This is a genomic window from Bacteroides sp. An51A, assembly GCF_002161565.1.
GTDB lineage: Bacteria > Bacteroidota > Bacteroidia > Bacteroidales > Bacteroidaceae > Phocaeicola > Phocaeicola intestinalis.
This window is the reverse complement of record NZ_NFIC01000018.1, coordinates 1-21,380: the sequence shown is the minus strand read 5'-3', so window position 1 is coordinate 21,380 and position 21,380 is coordinate 1. Positions and strand designations below refer to the sequence as shown.

Annotated in this window: 16 protein-coding genes; 9 read left to right on the top strand and 7 right to left on the bottom strand. The window is 47.6% G+C overall.

Annotated features, from left to right (window positions below; translation table 11 throughout):
• Positions 1-25: 25 nt before the first annotated feature.
• From B5G04_RS18855 to B5G04_RS18845, 3 genes are read right to left on the bottom strand one after another with little or no spacing between them, the layout of a single operon-like run.
• Positions 26-1,342 carry a TolC family protein gene (locus B5G04_RS18855; RefSeq protein WP_087398334.1) on the bottom strand — a complete coding sequence of 439 codons (1,317 nt, stop codon included), beginning with the start codon at positions 1,340-1,342 and terminating at the stop codon, positions 26-28.
• Positions 1,339-4,371, bottom strand: coding sequence for an efflux RND transporter permease subunit (locus B5G04_RS18850; RefSeq protein ID WP_087398333.1), 3,033 nt, complete (start codon positions 4,369-4,371; stop codon positions 1,339-1,341). The genes B5G04_RS18855 and B5G04_RS18850 overlap by 4 nt, the downstream gene beginning before the upstream one ends.
• 15 nt (positions 4,372-4,386) lie before the next feature.
• Positions 4,387-5,463: an efflux RND transporter periplasmic adaptor subunit gene (locus tag B5G04_RS18845; protein ID WP_087398332.1), complete on the bottom strand. Its 1,077-nt coding sequence runs from the start codon at positions 5,461-5,463 to the stop codon at positions 4,387-4,389.
• 377 nt (positions 5,464-5,840) lie between these two features.
• Between B5G04_RS18845 and B5G04_RS18840 the strand changes: the two genes are divergently transcribed.
• From B5G04_RS18840 to B5G04_RS18820, 6 genes are all read left to right on the top strand, one after another.
• Entirely contained in the window at positions 5,841-7,472 is a 1,632-nt protein-coding gene (locus tag B5G04_RS18840; RefSeq protein WP_087398340.1) for a sialate O-acetylesterase, read from the top strand.
• A gap of 79 nt (positions 7,473-7,551) precedes the next feature.
• Complete coding sequence (locus B5G04_RS18835) at positions 7,552-9,045, top strand: MFS transporter (RefSeq protein ID WP_087398331.1); 1,494 nt, start codon at positions 7,552-7,554, stop codon at positions 9,043-9,045.
• A 39-nt stretch (positions 9,046-9,084) separates the two neighbouring features.
• Positions 9,085-9,267, top strand: a complete 183-nt coding sequence (locus tag B5G04_RS20105) for a hypothetical protein (RefSeq protein ID WP_158100145.1) — start codon at positions 9,085-9,087, stop codon at positions 9,265-9,267.
• A gap of 25 nt (positions 9,268-9,292) precedes the next feature.
• Entirely contained in the window at positions 9,293-10,429 is a 1,137-nt protein-coding gene (locus tag B5G04_RS18830) for an endo-1,4-beta-xylanase (protein ID WP_087212516.1), read from the top strand.
• 48 nt (positions 10,430-10,477) lie between these two features.
• Positions 10,478-11,452, top strand: coding sequence for a glycoside hydrolase family 43 protein (locus B5G04_RS18825; protein ID WP_022040793.1), 975 nt, complete (start codon positions 10,478-10,480; stop codon positions 11,450-11,452).
• Complete coding sequence (locus tag B5G04_RS18820; protein WP_087398330.1) at positions 11,449-13,461, top strand: alpha-glucuronidase; 2,013 nt, start codon at positions 11,449-11,451, stop codon at positions 13,459-13,461. Before B5G04_RS18825 ends, B5G04_RS18820 begins: the two co-directional genes overlap by 4 nt.
• Before the next feature lie 287 nt (positions 13,462-13,748).
• On the opposite strand, the gene B5G04_RS18815 is transcribed toward B5G04_RS18820, so the two are convergent.
• The 3 genes from B5G04_RS18815 to xseA form a co-directional block, all read right to left on the bottom strand.
• The gene (locus B5G04_RS18815) at positions 13,749-14,768 is read right to left on the bottom strand and encodes a branched-chain amino acid aminotransferase (RefSeq protein ID WP_013619206.1); all 1,020 of its coding nucleotides are present in this window, start codon (positions 14,766-14,768) and stop codon (positions 13,749-13,751) included.
• 78 nt (positions 14,769-14,846) lie between these two features.
• Positions 14,847-15,065 (bottom strand): exodeoxyribonuclease VII small subunit, encoded by a 219-nt coding sequence (gene xseB, locus B5G04_RS18810; RefSeq protein WP_087212528.1) that lies wholly within the window; start codon positions 15,063-15,065, stop codon positions 14,847-14,849.
• Between the two features lie 20 nt (positions 15,066-15,085).
• A complete protein-coding gene (gene xseA / locus B5G04_RS18805; protein ID WP_087398329.1) occupies positions 15,086-16,384 on the bottom strand; it encodes an exodeoxyribonuclease VII large subunit in 1,299 nt (432 codons plus the stop codon).
• 164 nt (positions 16,385-16,548) lie between these two features.
• Between xseA and B5G04_RS18800 the strand changes: the two genes are divergently transcribed.
• Positions 16,549-17,901, top strand: a complete 1,353-nt coding sequence (locus B5G04_RS18800) for an MATE family efflux transporter (RefSeq protein WP_022039308.1) — start codon at positions 16,549-16,551, stop codon at positions 17,899-17,901.
• A 136-nt stretch (positions 17,902-18,037) separates the two neighbouring features.
• Here the strand turns inward: B5G04_RS18800 and B5G04_RS18795 are convergent, their stop codons facing one another.
• Complete coding sequence (locus tag B5G04_RS18795) at positions 18,038-19,969, bottom strand: NAD(+) synthase (RefSeq protein WP_022039309.1); 1,932 nt, start codon at positions 19,967-19,969, stop codon at positions 18,038-18,040.
• Between the two features lie 177 nt (positions 19,970-20,146).
• On the opposite strand from B5G04_RS18795, the gene B5G04_RS18790 reads away from it, so the two are divergent.
• Together B5G04_RS18790 and B5G04_RS18785 are read left to right on the top strand one after the other, a co-directional pair.
• The gene (locus B5G04_RS18790; protein WP_022039310.1) at positions 20,147-20,566 is read left to right on the top strand and encodes a transcriptional repressor; all 420 of its coding nucleotides are present in this window, start codon (positions 20,147-20,149) and stop codon (positions 20,564-20,566) included.
• 62 nt (positions 20,567-20,628) lie between these two features.
• Positions 20,629-21,180 carry an NADH peroxidase gene (locus B5G04_RS18785; protein WP_022039311.1) on the top strand — a complete coding sequence of 184 codons (552 nt, stop codon included), beginning with the start codon at positions 20,629-20,631 and terminating at the stop codon, positions 21,178-21,180.
• The last annotated feature ends 200 nt before the right edge of the window (positions 21,181-21,380 follow it).

The window sequence follows — 21,380 nt, the reverse complement described above, 5'->3', positions numbered from 1 at the left end:
TATTTTTTGGGATTATTTGTTAATTTCATTTCAGATACACCGTGATTTTTCCGCTCAGCTGGAGGAGAGAGATTTCACACATTTTGGTGTCATACTCGGCAGAGAGGATGCGTTCTTCGGCATCGAGCAGGCTTTGTTGTGCCTCACGCATTTCGATACCGGACAGATTTCCCAAGAGGTAACGCTCTTTGGCTATCTCGTGATTCTCTTTGGCGGCTATCAGGTTCTGGCGTTCCAGGTGCAGCAGGCGGAGGTTGTTACGGTATGCCTGCCACAGGTTGCTCAAGTCGGCACGCAAGGCTTGCTCTACCTGCTCGCGTTCCAGCTGGGCGTTGCGGATGGCAAGGCTGGCATTGCGCTTTTCGCGCCGGCGGTTTCCGTCGAAGATATTGAAACCGATGGTGATGCCTCCGCTAAATCCCCAATTGTTGCGCTGGCGCGTGGCGTTCACATCGTATTTATTAAAGGTATAGCCATATCCCGCATTCAGGCGCAGGTAGGGATAGTTGCGCGAGAGGACTTTCTTGTAGTCCAATTGAGCCAAGACGGTATTTTGGTCGGCATGCAAGAGATTGGCATTGGTGCTTAACGTGGCATTCCAAAGCTCGTCGAAATCAAGGATGCGGTTCAGGTCGATGACCGAATCACGCACCCGGATGGGACGGTCTACATCCTTATTCGCCATCAGTTCGTTCAGGTTGATGCGCGAGGTGTGCACCAGTTCCTGCTGCTTCATGTACTGGGCACTGTCGGCATTGAAGTCTACCGTTGCCTGTTGGAAATCGAGACGCGAGAAATTACCGATGTGGTACCGCTCTTCTACAATGCGCAAACGTTCCTTCGAGAGCGAAACGGCATAGCGGAAGTTCTTCAGGCGGATTTCCTGCTGGATGTAGTTGTAATACTCGGCGGTGAGCGTGGCGATGAAATCCTCAATCGCAATCCGGGTATTGGTAGCTCCCTGACGTTCCAGCTCTTGCAACTGCTTGTAGGTAGTAGAGATATTAAAACCGTCGAAGATGGTCCAGTTCAAGTCGATGCCGGCATCGAGGGTATGGTCGAGCACATTGCGTTCGGCTACCGTACTCCCGTCGGCACGCAATTTCGAATCGGAGCTGTTCAAGTCACCGGTATATCCTGCGGTAAAATCTACCGTAGGCAGATAACCCGCATTGCCCAACGTGGCGTTGTTCTTGCTGATTTGCTCTTCGTTGCGCGAGATGCGGAGCGAATAGTTGTTCAGCAATCCTTCTTCCAGGCATTGCTTCAACGTGTATTCATATTGTGCCTGAAGGGGAAGTGCGGCAAACACAGCTATTATCAAGATAAGAATCTGCTTCATACGTTCTTGGTTTTGTTTCGGTTAGTGGATATGTACGAATAAATGGCAGGCACGATGAACATGGTGAGGAATGTCGATACCAGCATACCCCCCACTACTGCCGTTCCCATAGCAATGCGCTGGTTGGCACCTTCGCCTGTGGCAAACGCCAAAGGAATAAGTCCCAATACCGTAGCCGCACTGGTCATCAGGATGGGGCGCAGGCGCTGGAGGGCAGCATCGCGGATGGCTTGCATCTTGTCCTCGCCTGCCTCTTGCTTCTGGTTGGCAAACTCCACGATGAGGATACCGTTCTTCGCCACCAGTCCGATGAGCATGATGATGCCAATCTGGCTGAAGATGTTCATCGTGATATCTCCGAAATACATGAATATCAGTGCACCGGCAATGGCAAGGGGCACGGTAAGCATGATGATGAGCGGGTCTTTGAAGCTCTCGAACTGTGCTGCGAGGATGAGGTAAATCAACGCCAACGCCAGGATGAAGGCAAACATCAGGCTCGACGAGCTTTCCCGATAGTCTTTCGAGTCGCCCGAAAGTGCCGTGCGGAAGGTTTCATCCAGCGTCTCGGCTGCTATCTTGTCCATTTCGTCCAATCCCTGGCCGATGGTTTTCCCTTCGGCAAGCCCGGCCGATACCGTAGCGGAAATAAATCGGTTGTAGTGATAAAGCTTGGGCGGGGTGATTGACTCGACAAATTCCACGAGATTGTCCAGCTGAATCATTTCGCCTTTATCGCTCCGGATATAGATGGAGCGGATATTGGCAGGCTGGTTGCGCTGTTGGCGGTTGATTTGCCCCAATATCTCGTATTGCTTGCCGTTCATGTAGAAATACCCCATGCGCTGGCCGCTCAATCCGTACTGGAGGGTTTCGGCAATATCGCGCACGCTCACCCCCATCGTTCCTGCCTTGTCGCGGTTGATGTTGACCTGCATTTCGGGGCTGCTGAACTTCAGGTCGACATCCGCCATCTGGAAAGTCGGGTTATCGTACACCTTATTTAAGAAAGCGGGCAATACTTTTTCCAGCTTGTCGATGCTAACCGCCTGAAGCACGTATTGCACGGGCATGCTGCTTCGCCGTCCGCCGAAAGAAGACTGCTGCTGGACAAAGGCGCGTGCCTTGGTCTTGGTCTTGATGGCTTGCGAAAGCTGCTCCGCCACCTCCATCTGACTGTAGTCGCGTTCGTTGATGTCCTTCAGCGTAATCTGAATGTTTCCGCTTCCGCTCGATACCCGGGCTGTGACCGCCTCGGCATCGGGTATGAGGGAATCCACCAGCAGGTTGATGTCTTCGGTATAGTCTCGGATATATTCGTAGCTTGCTCCCTCGGCGCCACGGGTGTTGATTGTGATTTTCGAACGGTCTTCCAGAGGTGCCATTTCTGCCGGGATATGCGTCCAAAGCAAACCGATAAGCACCAATGTGACTGCAGTGAAAATGATAGCCCAATACCTGCGTTTCAAGAATGCGCTCAACCCACGGGCATACCAGTAGTTCATGCCTTCGAAGAATGGTTCGGTCTTGCGGTAGAACCAGCTTTGTCTTTCGCGTTTCTTCAAGAGTTTGGTGGCAAGCATCGGCGTAAAGGTGAGGGCGGCAAAGGCAGAGATGAGCACCGAACCAGCCACCACAAAGCTGAACTCGCGGAACAGCCTGCCGCTGGTGCCTTCCATAAATACAATGGGGAGGAACACCGCTACCAGCGTGATGGTGGTAGACACTACGGCAAAGAAGATTTCTTTTGCCCCCTCGATGCCTGCCTCAAAAGGCTCCATACCCCGTTCGATACGGATGTAAATGTTTTCGGTCATTACGATGGCATCGTCTACCACCAGTCCTACCGAAAGCACCACCGCCAGCATGGTCAATACATTGATGGAGAACCCCGCCACGTACATGATAAAGAAGGCACCGATGAGCGAGACCGGAATCACGATAATCGGTATCAGCGTGACGCGCCAGTCACGCAAGAACAGGAAGATGATGACGATAACCAAGAAGAAAGCCTCGTAAACGGTACTCTCCACTTCGGCAATGGAGGCACGGATAAAGCGGGTATTGTCGAATCCATACGTGTAAGACACATCGTCGGGAAGGTCTTTTTCCATCTGCTTCATACGTTCGTACACGGCATCGGCTATCTCGATATGGTTGGCTCCGGGCTGAGGGATGACCACCACGCCCACCATCGGCACACCGTTCATCTTCATGTAACTCTTTATGTCGGCAGCACCCAGTTCGGCATACCCGATATCGCTCAGTCGGATGACTTGTCCGCCTACCTCCTTAATTACGACATTGTTGAACTCATCGGCGGTATGCATTTGTCCCATGGTGCGCAAGGTCAGTTCTACGGTATTTCCTTCGATGCTTCCCGAGGGAAGTTCTACGTTCTCGTTGTCCATCGCATTCTTCACGTCAACTGGAGTCACACCATAGCCCGCCATCTTTACGGGGTCGAGCCACAAGCGCATCGAATAGCGTTTTTCGCCCCATATCGACACGCTGCTCACATCGGATATGGTCTGAAGCTGCTCTTTTACGGTCAGGTCGGCTATCTCGCTCAATTCTAAAAGCGAACGGTTATTGCTCTGGATAGCCACCATCAGGATGGGGCTGGCATCGGCATCGGCTTTCGATACCGTAGGCGGATCGCAATCGCGAGGCAAGTAACGTTGGGCACGCGAAACCTTGTCGCGTACATCGTTTGCCGCCGTTTCCAAATCGACCGATAATTCAAACTCCACGGTGATGCGGCTCTGACCCGTCTGGCTCACACTGGAAAGCGAACGGATGCCGGGGATACCGTTGATGTTCTGTTCCAAAGGCTCGGTTATCTGGTTCTCGATGACATCGGCATTGGCTCCCGAATAACTGCACGTTACGGATATGATGGGATTGTCCACCGAGGGGTATTCGCGTACACCCAAGGTCGTATAGCCTATCAATCCGAAAAGCAAGATAATGATGGTGAGCACGGTGGCAAGCACCGGCCTGCGGATACTGAGTTCGGAAATATTCATAAGGCAGGCACGGTTTTAGTTGATATTATCCAATTTTACAGGCATTCCCGTGCGGAGCTGCAAGGTTCCGGAAGTCAGGATGGTATCTCCAGCCGCTAACCCACGGAGTATCTGCACTTCGGCTTCGGTACGGATGCCTATCTCCACATCGACAGGCATGGCGATTCCCGAGCGGTATACGAAGACCTTGTTCTGCCCCATTTCGGGTACGATGGCTTCGGAAGGGATGGCGATGGCATCCTGTATCTCGCCTTGGCGCAATTCGACATCGGCATAGCGTCCGGGAAGCAATTCGGCACGGGTATTCGGGTAAATCGCACGTACGGTCAGGGCATGCGTCTCGGGGTCAATGCTCGACTCCAGGGCATATACTTCCGCTTCGAAGGCATCCAGATGCCCCTCTACCTTAAATGATAGCTTCGTACCTTTCCGTATCTTACGTGCATAGCGTTCGGGGACGGCAAATTCCACCTTAATCGGTTTTATCTTGGTAAGTTTGGCAATGACGGTTGTAGGCGAAGCGTAGGCACCCATACTGACCTGCCGCAAGCCTATCACTCCATCAAAAGGAGCACGAAGCTCGGTCATGTCAATCGTGGCACGTACGTTTTCGATATCGGCATGAAGGGTGGCAAGCTCGGTTTTCACCTGTTCGTAAGCCTCCTTACTTACAGCATCGCGCTGGAGCAAGGCGTTCTGGCGGAACACGCGGTCTTCGGCAAGCGGCATCTGCGCTTCCAGTCTTTGCAGCTGTGCCTGAAGCTGGCTGTCGTTTACCTTGGCAAGCAATTGCCCCTGGCTCACCATTGTCCCTTCCTGAAAATTGATGTCAACGATTTTTCCTGATGTTTCGAACGAGAGGTCCACTTCCTCATCGGGTATAAGCTTGCCGCTTACAAATAATTTATCGGTCAGTACGTGGGGGCGCACCACCTGCGCGTTCACGTTCAAGATTTGCTTTTTCTCGGCAGGCATTTTCCTGTCCGCCTCATTGAGTTCGGTATTCTCTCGCGGTGTAAACGAATAAATGCCCAATCCGGTCAATCCGGCTATTATCGCCACGATAATCCCCCATTTAATCCATTTGTTCATGTGCCTTTCATGCTAATTTTGGTTTCTACTAATGCTTATGTGATGACAAAAGTAAGAAAACGTTTAAACAAAAACCACTTTTTTTAAAAATATTCACAAAACAAGATGCGATTTGTTCCCTTGTCACGCTAGTGTTCATACTGATTTGCTGTCCGAACAAAGCCTCCAAAACAAAGCCCAAAATACATCTCTCGACAAGCGTCCAAAATGGACGTTTTATGTTTTATATCATAAAATGTAACATACGTGATAAAATATGTAACAAACAAAGAGTCGGATGTATCATAGAGAAAAGTTTTTGAAGCATTTGTGAATACGAAATAGCTAAACTTTCCATACATTTGCATAGAACCAAAACCAATCAAGTATTAATTATGATGAAAACAAATAGGTTGACAAATAGGTTGAATATTAAGTTAGGGTTAGTTTTATTACTTTGTCTTTGCTTCGCCGCGATTGGCGAAGCAAAGATCTCTTTGCCTTACTTAATAAACGACGGCATGGTATTGCAACGTGGAAAAGCAGTACCTATATGGGGAACCGCCGATGCAGGCGAAAGTGTTACCCTCAAGTTTGCAGGAAAAGAGTATCAAACCACTGCCGGTCCGGATGGAAACTGGAAAATCATGCTTCCTGCCATGAAGGCGGGAGGCCCGTATGACATGCAGATAAACGACATTACCTTACATAATATATTAATAGGTGATGTATTCCTCTGTTCGGGACAATCGAATATGGAGCTGACCGTAGCACGTGTAATGGACATGTTTGCCGATGAAATAAATGCTTACGAAAACACAAACATCCATTATCTGAAGGTTCCATATTGCTACGATTTCAATGAGCCGCAAAAAGACATCAAAAAAGCCGAGTGGCAACCGTTGGACAAAACGCATGTCATGGGATATTCGGCTTTGTGCTATTTCTTTGCCAAGCAACTTTATGAAAAAACAAAGGTACCCGTAGGTATCATCAACTCAAGCTGGGGAGGAACTCCCATCGAAGCCTGGATCAGCGAAGAAGGTTTGCAAGACTTTCCTGTCTACACACACCAAAAAGCAGTATATGAATCGAAAGAACTGATAAACAACATCCAACAGATAGAACAAGCCCGTGGACGTGCCTGGCAAATCGAACTTTACAAAACCGATAAAGGCACTCATGCACAAACTCCGTGGTATGCCGAAAATTACGATGATTCGGCATGGCAAACCGTTGACATGTTTTCACCTCAATGGGCTACCAACGGATGGCGCCCGATAAACGGTGTACACTGGTTCCGTCAGCAGATTGACCTGCCTGCCTCGTGGAACGGAAAAGAAGCTACGTTGCGCCTGGGATGCATTGTGGATGCAGACTCGGTATATGTCAATGGAAAATTCGTAGGAAGCGTTGCCTACCAATATCCTCCACGTATTTACAACATCCCGAAAGGACTTCTGAAAACAGGCAAAAACCAAATAACCATACGCCTGGTGAGCAACGGAGGACTCCCTTCTTTCGTAAAAGACAAACCATATAAGCTGATTTGCGGGACAGAAGAGACCAACCTCTCACAACAATGGAAACACCGCATAGGAACAGAAATGCCTCAGGCTCCTTCGTCTACAGCTTTTCAGAATATGCCCATCGGACTCTATAATGGCATGATTGCCCCTCTGAGAAATTATGTGTTCAAAGGCACTGTATGGTATCAGGGCGAATCAAACACAGGTAAATGGAAAGAATATGCCAGCCTGCTGAAATCGTTGATGAAAGACTGGCGGAAAACCTTCGGAATGCCTGAAATGCCTTTCTACATCATGGAACTTGCCGATTTCATGGCTCCCGACAATCCGGGCAGAAAAGGATGGGCAGCTTTGCAGGCACAACAGGCGAAAGCCGCAGAAGAAGACCCGCACGCCACCCTGATCCCCAATAAAGACACAGGCGAGTGGAATGACATCCATCCGTTGGACAAGAAAACAGGAGGCAAACGACTGGTAGAAGCCGTTACCCAAAGTTTTTAAACCTACCTCACAAAATAAAAGGGAATTGCCAAAAAACATAAATAAAACCAAGAACCAATTAAAGAATTAAATACATACCATGAACGCACTACAGAATCAAAAAGTCTCCATGGCCGAAAAAATCGGTTACGGATTGGGAGACTGCTCTGCGAACCTTGTGTTCCAGATGATGATGATTTATCAAACAAAGTTTTATACCGACGTATTCGGACTGGAAGGAGCCATTGCCGGAACTGTTATGTTGGTAGCACGCATTGTAGACGCTTTTGTAGACCCTACCGTAGGCATTCTTTCCGACCGTACGCAGACACGTTGGGGAAAATACCGCCCCTGGGTATTGTGGACAGCCATACCTTTTATGGTATTCTATATTCTGGCATTCTACAATCCCGGCATTGAAGACAAAGGGCTGGTGGCATTGTATGCAACCATCTCCTATACGTTATTGATGACGATGTATTCATTCAATAACACCCCCTACTCTTCACTGGGTGGCGTCATGTCGGGCGACATCAAAGAACGTACCAGCATCACTTCCGTACGTTTCATATTCTCAACTATCGGACAGTTTGTGGTTCAAGGACTAACATTGCCCCTGGTCGGCAAATTCTCGGAAGACGGCGATAAAGGACATGGATGGCTATGCACGATTTCCTTATTTGCTGTAGTGGGATTCATCTTCCTTGCCATAGCTGCCTTCTCGGCAAAAGAACGCATTACCCCACCGGCCAATCAAAAGACCAATTTACGCGAAGATATCAAGGATATTTTCGGAAGCATACCTTGGCGCGCAATGTTCGTGCTGACTCTATTTGTCTTCATCACCCTAGCCATGTGGGGAAGCGCTATGAACTACTATTTCGAGCATTACGTCGATGCGGGAGCCCTCTATAACTTCCTCGACCGCATGGGACTGGTATCTGCCGAAGCACAGGATTCAATAGGTTATCATATATTAAATGCATTCGGGCTGATAGTGAGCTCCCCTGACAAAGCCTACGAAGTAGGTTTCGGTGTATTCAACATGGTGGGAGCATTGGTACAATTTTTCGGTGTAATCATTCTTTCCAACTTCCTTGCCAACCGCTTCGGAAAGAAAAATACATTCATTGTATGTCTGACACTGACCGCCATCTTCACGGCAATGTTCTACTTCCCGGCGAAAGAGAACATTGAATTGATGTTCTTCCTGAATTTCTTGAAGAGTCTGGCATACGCCCCCACCGTACCTCTGCTTTGGGCAATGATTGCCGATGTAGCCGACCATTCGGAATACATCCATTACCGCCGTGCCACGGGGTTCACTTTCGCCGGAGTGGTATTTGCCTTAAAAGCCGGCCTGGGTGTAGGAGGTGCCATCCTTGGCTTCCTGCTTTCTGGCTTTGGCTATGTATCGGGAGTCGGAGCTGTACAAAGCGAATCGGCTATCCACGGAATCATTCTCTCGTCCAGCCTGATTCCTGCAGCCACGTTCTTTGTTGGAGTAATTGCCTTGTGCTTCTATCCTATCACCAAACAATATAACGAAAAAATGCAGGCAGAACTCGCCGAACGGAGAAGCAAACAAAATTAAATGACAAAGTATCAGAAGCTGTTTTGAATTTATCGTGCGATGATTTGGGATGAGTTTTTGAGGCATTTTCGCTTCTGTGATGAGGAAGATAGCGGGCTATCTGACGAAGAACAGGAGCGAAAAGAACCAAAAAATCGCCCAAAGCACACACGAAAACAGATACATCAAGCCAAGAAAAACTTTTTGGAGAAATTCAAAACAGCTTCTCAGTTAACTGAATAAACAAATAACTTAAAAAACAAAATCCATGAAAGTAAAACACATTGCATCTGCTATTCTGGCAGCAACGTTCGTCGCAGCATGTAGCGGACCTAAAAGCACTGTTCCACAAGAGCTTACACTGAAAGATGCCGTAGGCGACCAGTTCCTTATCGGAACGGCAGTAAATGTCCGTCAAGTAGCTGGAAAAGACACGAATGCTACCAATATTGTGAAACACCATTTCAATGCCATTGTTGCTGAAAACTGCATGAAAATGGAAGAACTCCATCCGTCAGAAGACGTGTACGACTTCAAGGCTGCGGATGATTTCGTAAAGTTCGGTGAGGAGAATGGCCTGACCATGACCGGCCACGTACTGATTTGGCACTCGCAATGTCCTGAATGGTTCTGTGTGGACAAAAACGGAAAGAACGTAAGCCCCGAAGTTTTGAAACAACGCATGAAAGACCATATCTATACCATAGTAAATCATTTCAAAGGAAAGCTGAAAGGATGGGACGTGGTAAATGAAGCCATTGTTGAGGACGGCTCGTACCGCAAGAGCAAATTTTATGAAATCTTGGGTGAAGAATTCATTCCTTTGGCATTCCAATACGCACACGAGGCAGACTCCACCATCGAACTATATTATAACGATTACGGAATGGATAACCCCGGACGCCGCGAAGGAGTTGTAAAACTCATCCGCAGCCTGAAAGAAAAAGGTTTGCGCATCGATGCTGTCGGTATGCAAGGACACATGGGTATGGACTATCCGAAAATTGAAGAATTCGAAAAAAGTATGCTTGCTTTTGCAGCAGAAGGTGTGAAAGTAATGATTACCGAATGGGATATGAGTGCCTTGCCTACCGTATCACGTACAGCCAATATATCGGATACAATCGCCTTCAAGAAAGCGCTGAATCCGTATCCGGATGCATTACCCGATTCTGTATCGCAGGCATGGAACGCCCGCATGAAACAATTCTTTGAACTGTTTGAAAAACATGCCGATATCGTAGACCGTGTGACAGCATGGGGAGTAACCGACGGAGATTCCTGGAAAAACGGTTTCCCTATCCGAGGACGTAAAGACTATCCGCTGCTCTTCGACCGTAACTACCAGCCCAAGCCGTTCATCACGGAAATGATAAAAGAAAAGGAAACAAACACACCCCAATAACACAGAAGAAAAACTTAAAAAACTTATAAACATAAAAAACTCATAACCATGAAAAAAGAAGCAAGATACCTCGTACCGAATGATTATATGGCAGACCCGTCTGTACATGTCTTTAACGGCAGATTATACATTTATCCCTCGCACGACTGGGAAAGTGGAGTTCCCGAAAACGACAATGGCGACCATTTTAATATGAAAGATTACCACGTATTCTCTACCGATGATGTAATGCACGGTGAAATCACCGACCACGGAGTTGTATTGAAAGTGGAAGATATCCCCTGGGCAGGACGCCAGTTGTGGGATTGCGACGTGGCTTTCAAAAACGGCAAATATTACATGTATTTCCCGATGAAAGACCGCAATGACATTTTCCGTCTGGGAGTAGCCATAAGCGACAAGCCCGAAGGTCCGTTTATTCCCGAAGCCAATCCGATGTGGGGAAGTTATAGCATCGACCCCGCCGTATTCTGCGATGAAGACGGAAGCCATTACATTTATTTTGGAGGTATCTGGGGCGGACAATTGCAACGTTACCGGGATAATAAGGCACTGGAAAGCGCCATCCTGCCCGAAGGCAACGAACCAGCTCTGCCCGGACGTGTGGTAAAACTCCGTGACGACATGATGCAGTTTGCCGAAGACCCTCGCCCCGTCCTCATTATCGACCAGGAAGGAAACCCACTGAAAGCCAATGACCCGCATCGTTTCTTCGAAGCATCGTGGATGCACAAATACAACGGAAAATACTATTTGTCATATTCTACGGGCGATACCCACTTCTTGTGTTATGCTATCGGAGACAATCCATACGGACCGTTCACCTATCAAGGAGTTATCCTCACACCGGTAGTGGGATGGACCACACATCACGCCATTGTAGAATACAAAGGCAAATGGTACCTCTTCCACCACGATTGTGTACCCTCTGGAGGAAAAACATGGTTGCGTAGTCTGAAAGTAGTAGAACTGGAATACGACGCAGAAGGAAAAATCATCACTATTGACGGAGGAGGAGAATGATACGAATGTTGCTTCTCAGCATATGCTTGCTGCTTGCTGGAGAACGGCTGTCCGCAGAAAACGGCAGCCGCCTCTGGCTACGGCAGGACACTACAGCAAATGCTAAGGTAGAATGTTCACTGCTTTCTCCTACACTGGATATAGCTTGCTCTGAACTGAAACGGACATGGAAAGGCACTCCTGTATCACTTGAGCTGTTCAATGATGCTACCCACACCGCTTTAGGACCCGAAGGTTATACCATCCGGTCGGGGAAAAACGGTATCACACTTGGGTCCATCTCCGAAAAAGGTCTGCTTTATGCCACCTATCACCTCTTACGACTTCAAGCAACCCAGCAAGACACTCAGTCACTCCATATCGAAGAACGTCCGGCGTATCCCATACGAATCCTCAACCATTGGGATAATCTGGACGGTACCATCGAACGTGGATATGCCGGACATTCACTTTGGAAATGGGACGAACTGCCAGCGACACTTTCTCCCCGTTACAAAGCATATGCCCGTGCCAACGCCTCCATCGGTATCAATGCTACAGTGTTGAATAATGTCAACGCCTCACCCGAAATGCTGGACACACCTTATCTGAAGAAAGTAAAGGCACTGGCTGATATTTTCCGTCCTTACAACTTAAAAGTATACTTATCGGTAAATTTTGCTTCGCCGATGATTATAGGCAAATTGGCTACTGCCGACCCGTTGGATCCCCAAGTAGCAAACTGGTGGAAGCAGAAAGTACACGAAATATACAGTCTGATACCCGATTTCGGAGGTTTTCTGGTAAAAGCCAATTCTGAAGGCCAACCCGGACCATGCGATTATCACCGCACTCATGCCGAAGGCGCCAATATGTTGGCAGAAGCCTTAAAACCTTATGGAGGCATTGTAATGTGGCGTGCCTTTGTGTACAGCCCTTCTGATAACGACCGTGCCAAACAAGCCTATCTGGAATTTCAGCCCCTTGATGGAAAATTCCTCGACAATGTCATTGTACAGGTAAAGAACGGTCCGATTGACTTCCAGCCGCGTGAACCTTACAGCCCACTCTTCGGAGCGATGAAACATACCCCATTAATGGTGGAGTTTCAAGTAACACAAGAATACCTGGGACACTCCAACCACCTGGCTTACCTGGCACCGATGTGGAAAGAATTTTTCCAATATGTAAAACCGGAAAGCATACGTGCCATTGCGGGTGTATCGAATATCGGAGACGAAAGTAATTGGTGCGGACACGATTTTGCACAAGCCAACTGGTATGCCTTCGGACGCCTGGCATGGAATCCGGAACTTTCTTCGGAAAGTATTGCCGATGAATGGCTGGCACAGACATTTACAGCCAACCCTCAATTTATACATCCCGTAGAGGATATGATGATGCAGAGCCGTGAAGCCGTAGTAGACTATATGATGCCCCTCGGACTACACCATATCTTTGCCTGGGGACACCACTATGGACCTGAACCTTGGTGCACCATTCCCGGAGCACGCCCCGACTGGCTTCCCTCTTATTACCACCAGGCCGACCGTACAGGACTTGGATTTGACCGTAGCCATACCGGAAGCAATGCCGTGGCACAATACCCCGACTCACTGGCGCGTATGTTCGACTCCATCGATACCTGTCCCGAAGAGTTCCTGCTTTGGTTTCACCATGCACCGTGGACACATACCATGAATAACGGAACTACTTTATGGGAAGAATTATGCCGCCATTACCAACATGGTGTAGACAAGACACGGAACTTCTGCCAGACTTGGGAGGAAGTAAAACCTTATGTGGATACAGAACGTTGGAATGCCGTAGACGAACGGCTTCAAATTCAAACCTATGATGCAGTGTGGTGGAAAGATGCTTGCCTGCTCTACTTCCAGCAGTTTTCAAAAATGTCTTTTCCGAAAGATATAGAGCGTCCTGTACATAAATTGAAGAAATTGATGAAGGTAAAACTTCCCATCAGCAATTACGAACGGCCTACGCCTGAAATGCTACCGAAAATAAAGTAAAAAACAAATGAATGCACGCAAACAGCCAATATATACTCCTGAAAAATGAATATATACTGCATCAGCAGTTGAATATATACTGCATCGGCAGTTGAATATATACTGCATCAGCGGTTGAATATATACTGCATCAGCGGTTGAATATATACTGCATCGGCGGTTGAATATATACTGCGTTTGCAACCCAACCGAATTGGCTGATTGCAGAGATTCATTTAATTGATATTCAAAAAAAAGAGGATATGCATATCTGCATACTCTCTTTTTCTTTTTACGTTACCGAAGTATCAGTCCACCATCATCACCCATCCGTACGGGTCGGGTTCGTCACCATACTGGATGGCACGAAGCTTGTGGTAGAGCTTTTCGCTGATGGGACCCGGCTTGCCGTCTTTCGAAATGACATACGACTTGTGGTTCTCCAAATCATCGATACGTTCTATCGGGCTGATGACCGCAGCCGTACCGCACGCGCCGGCTTCTTCGAACGTTTCCAGTTCCTCTTCGGGGATAGGACGGCGTTCTACCTTCAAGCCCATGTCCTCTGCCAGCTGCATCAAGCTCTTGTTGGTAATGGACGGCAGGATAGAAGTAGAAAGCGGAGTAACATACGTATTATCCTTGATGCCGAAGAAGTTGGCTGCACCGCACTCGTCGATGTATTTCTTTTCTTTTGCATCGAGATAAAACTCGCACGCATAACCCGCATCATGCGCCATCTTGTTGGCACGCAGGCTGGCTGCATAGTTTCCCCCCACCTTGTATGTACCTGTACCAAGCGGAGCAGCACGGTCGAACTCACGGATAATCACATACGAGTTCGTAGCAAAGCCTCCTTTAAAGTACGGGCCTACCGGAGTGACGAATATCACAAACAAATATTCACTTGCCGGATGTACGCCTACCTGTGCCCCCGTCCCGATAAGCAACGGACGGATATAAAGAGCCGCACCGCTTTCGTAAGGCGGAATGAAACGTTCGTTGGCTTTCACCACTTTGCGTACAGCTTCGCAGAACAACTCTGTCGGAAGTTCGGGCATCAAAATACCCCGGCATGTGCTTTGCAAACGTTCTGCATTGGCTTGCGGACGGAATACACGGACCTTGCCGTCTTTGCCGCGGAACGCTTTCAACCCTTCGAACGCTTCTTGCCCGTAATGAAGGCAAGTAGCCGCCATGTGGATATTCAATGTCTCCTCCGAGCACAATTCCAATTCTCCCCATTTCCCGTCGCGATAATAGCAACGTACGTTGTAATCTGTCTTCATATACCCGAACGGCAGATTAGCCCAATCGATTTCTTTCATGCGAATAATATGTTTTAAATGTTACATTTCGTTATAAACAATGCAACAAATGTAAGAGTTATATTTACAAAATCCAATTTAATCCGCACTTTTTTCTTCTTTGCTTCCTTCATCAAGCATCTTTTTGATTTCCGCATCCGCCTTATAGAGTTTTTCTCTACAATATTTAATCAGACGCTGAGCTTCCTGTAAGCGGCCTGCCAGCTCGTCGATGTCCAGTTCATTGCTTTCAATCTGCGCCACGATTGCTTCCAGCCGCTTCATCGCTTCAGAATATGTTTCTTTTTTGGTTGCCATAATATATAATGAAAACTTACCTATAATACCTCACTTTTAAACTCTCCTTTTGCTACTCGCGTCACTATCTTGTCACCCGGCGAGAGCAAAGCTGGGTCTGTCACCGCCTTACCGTCTTTCAATGTAATGCTATATCCTTTCTGCAACAGCAGGTCGGGAGATGCCGATTTGACTTGTTGCTCAATCAACAGCAGATGCTGGGTTTCCCGTTGCAGACGCGAACAGAGCACCACGCCCAACCGTCGGTCTAATTGCAAACGATAATCTTCCTTAATCAAACGGGTCTGCCAAGCCAAATGCATACGCTTCAACAAACGTTCCTGACGGAATCCTTCATCCTGCAAACGCATTTGTACACGTGCCGGAATACGTGCCACCCAATGTTCTAAACGTTCTTTCTGCCGTTCTAACCAAGCAGGCACTTCCTGATAAAAGAACGACACATATTCATCCAGCCTACCAGCAGTCTCACGCAAATGATTGATTAAGAACTCGGCAGCAGCCGTAGGAGTCTTTACCCGCGTATGCGCCACCATGTCAATCACCGTATCATCGCGCTCATGGCCGATACCGGTAATGATTGGCAAAGGAAACTGAGCACAATTCGTTGCCAGTTCATACATATCGAACCCTGACAAATCTGATGTCGCTCCACCTCCACGGATAATCACCACTACATCCCAATGTTCCAGCTCGGCATAAACCCGGTTTAAGGCACAGATAATGGAATCCTCGACCTGCTCGCCTTGCATCACCGCCGGAAACAATTTGGTATAAAACACAAACCCGAAAGCATTGCGCTCCAACTGGTCGCAAAAATCTCCATACCCCGCCGCCGTGGGCGAAGATATCACGGCAATGCGTTGGGTAAGTTCGGGCAATTCCAACTCCTTATTTAATGTAAGCACGCCTTCTTCTTCCAAGCGTTGCAAGATTTCCCTTCTCCGCTTTGCCATATCCCCCAGCGTATACGTAGGATCGATGTCGATAACGGTAAGCGAATAGCCGTAAAGCTCATGAAAATCCACCGTTACTCTTACCAGCACTTTCAGCCCTGCCACGAATGCCTGTCCGGTTTCCCGCTCGAAATAAGGCTTCAGCTCACGGAATACATTGCTCCAGACAATGCCCCGCGCCTTGGCAAGCAAGGCATTGCTCTTCGGGTCTTTCTGTACAAATTCCAGATAGCAATGCCCCGAATAGTTGGTCCGCACATCACTCAGCTCCGCCTGCACCCAATACGCATCGGGCATGGACAAGCGGACACTTTGGCGCACCAAGGCATTCAATTCGTATAAAGATAGAGGAGTATGTTCCATAAAAGTCCAAAATTCTTGGGAGCAAAGATACAATTAATAAATGAAGAACGAAGAATGAAGAATGAAGAATCGCTTCGCCCGCATGGAATTCTTCATTCTCCATTCTTCGTTCTTCATTAATTTTGATTACCTTTGCACCCGGATTTAATGGTAAAAAGAGTTTTATGTCACAAAAAGGAACCGCTTCCGAATTAGGCACACAACCTATCGGCAAACTATTGACGCAATATGCCGTCCCTGCCATCATCGCCATGACGGCTTCTTCACTTTACAACATGATAGACAGCATCTTCATCGGGCACGGTGTAGGCGCTATGGCCATCTCCGGACTTGCCATCACATTCCCCCTGATGAACCTTGCCGCCGCATTCGGCTCGCTGGTGGGGGTAGGTGCTTCTACGCTGGTTTCGGTGAAGTTAGGGCAAAAAGATTATACTACCGCCCAGCATATCTTGGGCAATGTCGTATCGCTGAATGTCCTTATCGGCATCGGATTCACGATTCTTTCCCTCTTGTTTCTCGAACCGATTCTATATTTCTTCGGAGCGAGCGAAGCGACCATCCCTTACGCACGCGATTACATGATTGTCATCCTCTTGGGCAATGTGGTGACACACATGTACCTGGGACTGAACTCGGTGCTCCGCGCGGCGGGTTATCCGCAAAAGGCGATGTTCGCCACAATCATGACCGTCGTAATCAACACCATCCTTGCTCCGATATTCATCTTCGTGTTCCATTGGGGCATCCAGGGAGTGGCGTTGGCTACTGTACTGGCGCAAATCATCGCCCTGACATGGCAAATCAAGCTTTTCTGCCGGAAAAACGAACTGCTCCGCCTGAAGAAAGGCATTTACCGCCTGCAAAGCCATTTGGTGCAGAACATCATCGGCATCGGGCTGGCTCCGTTCTTCATGAACATAGCCGCCTGCATGATTGTCATCTTAATCAATAAGGGATTAAAGCTGTACGACGGAGACCTTGCCATCGGAGCGTTCGGTATCGTGAACCGCATCAGCTTCCTCTTCGTCATGATTGTCATGGGGCTGAACCAAGGCATGCAGCCCATAGCCGGATACAACTACGGCGCACGCCAATACGGACGCGTGAACCAGGTAATGAAAATCACCGTGATAGCCGCCACTATCGTAACGACAACCGGTTTCCTGGTGGGCGAACTGATACCCGAACTCGTGGCAAAAGCCTTTACCACCGACCAGACCCTGATAGACCTTTCGGCACGCGGGCTGCGCATCACGGTAATGTTCTTCCCCATCATCGGATTCCAGATGGTCACGTCAAACTTCTTCCAAAGCATCGGCATGGCAAAAAAAGCCATCATCCTTTCGCTGAGCCGGCAGGTGATGATACTTATCCCGCTCCTGCTGATTCTCCCGCTCTTCTGGGGTGCAGACGGCATCTGGTTCAGCATGCCCATCTCCGACCTTGCAGCCAGCATCATCGCCGCCATTATGCTCTACCGCCAGTTCAAGCTATTCAAACAGAAAACGATATAAAAAATCCGGGTGGGATAACAGCAGAAACGCTATTCACCCACCCGGAGTCTAACTTGAATAATGTGCTTTCGGAATGCCATCACGGATAGCCGCAAAAAATTATCTGCCATTTCTATCCAAACACTTTCCACGCATCTCAACTCACCTCTTCACATTCGCGAAGCCACAGCGTTGCACTGGCATCGCTCGGCATACGCCAGTCACCACGCGGACTTAGCGATACGGAACCCACCTTCGGACCATCGGGCAGACAAGAACGCTTAAACTGCTGACTGAAGAAGCGACGGAAGAAGTTCGACAACCATTTCTTAAGAGTATCATCATCGTAAGTACCACGGAAAGCTACTTTTGCCAGATAATAAATTTTGGCGGGACGGAAACCGAAACGCAAAAAATGATAAAGGAAAAAGTCATGAAGTTCATAAGGACCTACCAAGTCCTCGGTCTTCTGCCGGATATTGCCATCCTCATCAGCTGGTATCAGTTCAGGACTGATAGGGGTATCAATGATATCGAGCAGCGTAGCACGTGAACCGGCATCTACCGTTTCTGCTACCCACGTGACCAGATAACGTACCAAAGTCTTTGGAATACCGGCATTGATTCCATACATCGACATATGGTCGGCATTGTAAGTACACCAGCCCAAAGCAAGTTCGGAAAGGTCGCCCGTACCAATTACCAATCCCCCTACCTTGTTGGCATAGTCCATCAGAATCTGTGTCCGCTCACGTGCCTGCACGTTTTCATAGGTCACGTCATGCACATCAGGATTATGTCCGATATCTTTAAAATGCTGAAGGCAGGCATCACGAATGCTGATTTCACGTGAGGTAACCCCCAACGACTCCATCAGCGCAACAGCATTGCGATGAGTACGTCCTGTGGTGCCGAATCCTGGCATCGTAATGCCGACAATGCCCTTGCGCGACATCTCCAACTTGTCGAATGTCTTGACACATACCAACAACGCCAACGTAGAATCAAGTCCTCCCGAAATACCTACCACTACCGTCTTGCATCCTGTGTGTACCAACCGCTTTGCCAGCGCTGCTACCTGAATGGAAAAAATCTCCTCACATCTGCTGGCAAGCATCTGCCCCCCTGCCGGGACAAACGGATGTGGGTCTATCCGCCGAGTAAGTGTAAAATCTTTCTCCAATACCCTTTCGGTCTGTATAACCTTTATCGGCTCTCCTTGATACTGACTTATGTTGGCGGCAAAAGTTGTATTCACCAAACGTTCGCCCTGCAAACGTTCTACATCGATTTCACTTACCACCAGTTGCCTGTCAAAAGAAAAACGGTCGGAAGCTGCCAACAACGTACCGTTTTCGTATATCAGCGCATTACCCGCAAACACAACATCGGTAGTAGACTCGCCAAAACCACACGAAGCGAACACATATCCAGCCAAACAACGTGCAGATTGCTGAGCAAGCAACGAACGAAGATACTGATGTTTGCTGATATTTTCGGTATCGGCAGAAAGATTGAAAATGATATCGGCTCCTTTAAGAGCCAATGCCGAACTAGGCGGGACAGGCGCCCACACGTCTTCGCACAACTCTATGCCGAACCTTGTCTCGGCAGTCTCAAATAACAAATGAGGACTGACCGGAACGTTTTGCCCGTAAAGACGAACGGTAGACTCACCATCAAGCGAAGTGGCAGGAGCAAACCAGCGATGCTCATAAAATTCCTTATAATTGGGTAAATAAGTCTTGGGCACAGCTCCCAGAATCTTTCCTTTCTGAATAACTACGGCACAGTTCAGCAACATCGAGTCTACCCGAAGCGGCATACCCAAAATGGAAATGATATCCAACTGACGAGTATTGTTGAGCACGCGCATCAGTGCCATCTCTGCCTGCTCAAGTAACAATGCTTGCCCAAATAAGTCACCACACGAGTATCCAGTGAGGTTTAACTCGGGAAAAACCAATATCTGCACCCCGTTCCCCTCTGCCTTCGCTATCAGGCTTTCTGCCTGCTCTGCATTGTATGGGCAATCGGCTACCTTCACCAAAGGAATAGCGGCTGCCACTTTCACAAAACCATATTTCATAAGTATGTCATTTAATATCTTGGCTTACATCGGACAAAGATAATATAAAATAAGGTGTATCCCTTATCCATATTGAAAAAAAGTAAAAAAAGCATCTGTTATTTTGTACATAAAGAAAATATTTATACCTTTGCCAATGATTTAAAGTTGTAACAATTACAAATAAGGAATAATAAGATGAACGTTTACGAATATCTGCTCAGTTACCAAATCAAGCCGTCCGTACAACGCATTGCCATTATGGATTACTTGCTGAAGCATCATACTCATCCGTCCATCGATGAGATTTATATGGCTTTATGCCAAGATATTCCTACATTGTCGAAAACAACTGTCTACAACACCCTGAAACTGTTTGTAGAACACGGTGCAGCCCGCATGTTGACCATTGACGAACGGAATGCTTGCTTTGACGGAGACATATCTGTACATGCACATTTCCAATGTAAAGTATGCGGTAGAATCACGGACATCCCTCTATCGGCAGAAGAACCGGATGAGATTAAACATATGAAAAAAGAAGGTTTTCAAATAGAGGAAACACACCGATACTATAAGGGTATATGCCCTGAATGTTTGAAAATGAACAAGAACTGACCTAGGCCTTTGGCCATAGGCAAAAAACAACTAAATAACTAACAACTAAAAAACATTGAATTATGAAGAAATTTATCTGTACTGTATGTGGTTACATCTACGAAGGTGAAACAGCTCCTGAAAAATGTCCTTTGTGTAAAGCTCCCGCTTCCAAATTCAAAGAAATGGAAGAAGACAACAACGGTCTGACATTCGTTGACGAGCATGTAATCGGTGTAGCCAAAGGTTGCGATGAAGAAATGATTAAAGACTTGAACAATCACTTTATGGGTGAATGTACTGAAGTCGGCATGTACTTGGCAATGAGCCGTCAAGCTGACCGCGAAGGTTACCCCGAAGTAGCTGAAGCTTTCAAACGTTATGCTTGGGAAGAAGCTGAACATGCTTCTAAATTCGCTGAATTGCTAGGCGACTGTGTATGGGATACCAAGACTAATTTGGAAAAACGTATGAACGCAGAAGCTGGTGCTTGCGAAGATAAAAAACGTATTGCGACTCGTGCTAAACAGTTGAATCTGGACGCTATCCACGATACAGTTCATGAAATGGCAAAAGACGAGGCTCGTCACGGAAAAGGTTTCGAAGGTTTGTACAACAGATATTTCAAGAAATAATCTGAGTTCTATTTTAATGCAAAAGAGGTCGGAAAATTCCGATCTCTTTTTTTATCTTTCCACATATATAAAAACGAAGCACGGTCCGGAAAGAAAAAACTTCGGCTCTCATATCATATCGGACAATCGAGTAGGAGGTAAACATTAATCATAGGTGTTTATCTCCTATTTTCATGTTTACCGACCTCTCACACCACCGT